The organism is Polaromonas sp. (assembly GCF_029945895.1).
Taxonomy (GTDB): domain Bacteria; phylum Pseudomonadota; class Gammaproteobacteria; order Burkholderiales; family Burkholderiaceae_C; genus Polaromonas.
Genome location: NZ_JAQSDL010000072.1, coordinates 1 through 2,276 on the forward strand (window position 1 = coordinate 1; position 2,276 = coordinate 2,276).

The following is a 2,276-nucleotide window of genomic DNA, read 5'->3' on the forward strand; positions in this document are numbered from 1 at the left end:
ACGGCCGAGGTGGAAAGCATCATCGCCGAGCAGGGGCGCATCGACGTGGGCTGCGAGTTTTGCGGCGCGCAGTACGGGTTCGACCCGGTCGATGCCGCGCAGATTTTCACCCGGCAGGAAAGCCAGCTGCCGCCCGCGCCTACGGTGCAGTAGTGGCCATGCCGGCTGCCCTCAGGGCGTCCGGCGGGCCAGCAGGTCGCTGAGCAGGCGGCGTTCGCAGGCCGGATCGCTGCAGGTGTCGCAGGCCCAGACCCAGGGACGGCGCGCCTCGTCACCAGCCACCGGCGCAGACGGCTGGTTGCCGTTCATCAACTTCCGCAGTGCACCCAGGGCATGGCTCAGGCGCTGCGGCCCCAGGCCGTAAACCACGGTGTAGGGCACACCCGCGTCGGCAAGCTGCTGGCGCAGGTGCTGGTCAGCCGCTTCCAGGGTGGCCGCGAGACCGGCGGGCACAGGCAGGTCCAGGCCCAGGAGCAGGACTTGATCGAACCCGAAGCCGCGGGGGGCTGCTGGCGCACCGGCGCGGGCCGGCATCAATGAAGCCAGCGGCGGGTTGTCGGCAATCAGGATGGGAGGGAGAGCGGTGCGGCCGTCCAGCGCCGCCATCAGTTCGCCAGCCAGCCGGGTCTTGCCGGTTCCCGCTGCGCCCAGCAGCGCGATGCGGCGCGGCGCCGGCCCGGGTTCCTGGCAGGCTGCCCGATCATGCGTCAAAGCAGGCTCCAGCGCCTATGGATACTGCGCCAGCAGCTATTGAAAAAATAGCAGGCGAGCTGCGCTCAGGGCGCAATCTGTACAAAAATTTCATTGGGCTTGACCATGCCCAGCTCCTGGCGCGCTTTTTCTTCCACCATGTCCAGGCCTTCGCGCAGGTCCTTGACCTCGGCGGCCAGGCGCTCGTTGTCAACCTGCGCCTGAACGTTTTTGGCGGTCTGCTCGGTCAGCCTGCGCTGCATCTCATTGACGCTGGGAAGGCTGCCCCGGCCAATCCAGAGTTGCGCATGCACGATGACCAGCAGCGCAATCAGGAGGGCGGGGACAACGCGGTTACCCATTGCCTAGGCTGGAGAGGCTGCTAACAGCTCGAAGCGCGCGAGCGTGGCAGGGGTGGATCCCGACCAGCCAGGGCCGCGGAACCGGCTTTGCCGGGCCGCAGGCGCAGCGGCCCCTCTTCGCCGTGCAAGGGGCAGCGCGCCGTAGGCGCCCGAAGCGGCGAGCGTGGGGGCCATTTACTTCAGGTTGTAGAAGGCAGCTCGGCCGGGGTAGGTCGCGATGTCGCCCAGGTCTTCTTCGATGCGCAGCAGCTGGTTGTACTTGGCCATGCGGTCCGAGCGGCTCAGCGAGCCGGTCTTGATCTGGCCGGCGTTGGTACCGACCGCGATGTCGGCAATGGTGGAGTCTTCGGTCTCGCCGGAACGGTGCGAAATCACGGCGGTGTAGCCGGCGCGTTTGGCCATCTCGATGGCGGCAAAGGTTTCGCTCAAGGTGCCGATCTGGTTGATCTTGATGAGGATGGAGTTGGCAATGTTCTTGTCAATGCCTTCCTTGAGGATTTTGGTGTTGGTGACAAACAGGTCGTCGCCGACCAGCTGCACCTGCTTGCCCAGGCGCTCGGTCAGGATTTTCCAGCCGTCCCAGTCGCCCTCATGCATGCCGTCTTCGATGCTGATGATGGGGTACTTGTCGCACCAGGTGGCGAGCATGTCGGTCCACTGCTGGGCATTGAGTTGCAGGCCGCCTTCACCTTCGAGCACGTACAGGCCGTCCTTGTAGAACTCGCTGGCGGCGCAGTCCAGCGCCAGGGCGATCTGGTCGCCGGCGGTGTAGCCGGCCTTGTCGATGGCTTCCAGGATCAATGCGATCGCCGCTTCGTGGTTTTCAACGCTGGGCGCAAAACCGCCCTCGTCACCCACGGCAGTGCTGATGCCCCGGTCGTGCAGGATTTTCTTCAGGGCGTGGAACACCTCGGCACCCCAGCGCAGGGCTTCGCGAAAGCTGGGCGCACCCACCGGCACGATCATGAACTCCTGCAGGTCCAGGCTGTTGTTGGCGTGGGCGCCACCGTTGATCACGTTCATCATGGGCACCGGCATCTGCATCGCCCCCATGCCGCCGAAGTAGCGGTACAGCGGCAGGCCGGCCTCCTCGGCTGCGGCGCGTGCCACGGCCATGCTGACCGCCAGCATGGCGTTGGCGCCCAGGCGGGATTTGTTCTCGGTGCCGTCCAGGTCGATCAGCGTGCGGTCCAGGAAGGCCTGCTCGCTGGCGTCCAGGCCCAG

At 66.2% G+C, this 2,276-nt stretch carries 4 protein-coding genes; 1 reads left to right on the top strand and 3 read right to left on the bottom strand.

Translation table 11 applies throughout. From position 1 onward, the window contains the following. A partial coding sequence (locus PSV33_RS08355) for an Hsp33 family molecular chaperone HslO (RefSeq protein WP_300560573.1) occupies positions 1–153 on the top strand: 153 nt, incomplete at its 5' end. A gap of 18 nt (positions 154–171) precedes the next feature. Here PSV33_RS08355 and PSV33_RS08360 read toward each other — a convergent pair. The 3 genes from PSV33_RS08360 to eno form a co-directional block, all read right to left on the bottom strand. Beyond that, the gene (locus PSV33_RS08360) at positions 172–711 is read right to left on the bottom strand and encodes a hypothetical protein (protein WP_300560567.1); all 540 of its coding nucleotides are present in this window, start codon (positions 709–711) and stop codon (positions 172–174) included. A gap of 65 nt (positions 712–776) precedes the next feature. Next, the gene (locus PSV33_RS08365) at positions 777–1,052 is read right to left on the bottom strand and encodes a septum formation initiator family protein (protein WP_300560569.1); all 276 of its coding nucleotides are present in this window, start codon (positions 1,050–1,052) and stop codon (positions 777–779) included. 174 nt (positions 1,053–1,226) lie between these two features. Then, positions 1,227–2,276 (bottom strand): phosphopyruvate hydratase (gene eno / locus PSV33_RS08370; protein WP_300560571.1); only part of this gene is annotated, 1,050 nt, incomplete at its 5' end.

Excerpts from the sequence above, each read along its gene's own strand:
- PSV33_RS08365 (WP_300560569.1), bottom strand. The coding sequence starts at position 1,052 with ATGGGTAACCGCGTTGTCCCCGCCCTCCTGATTGCGCTGCTGGTCATC.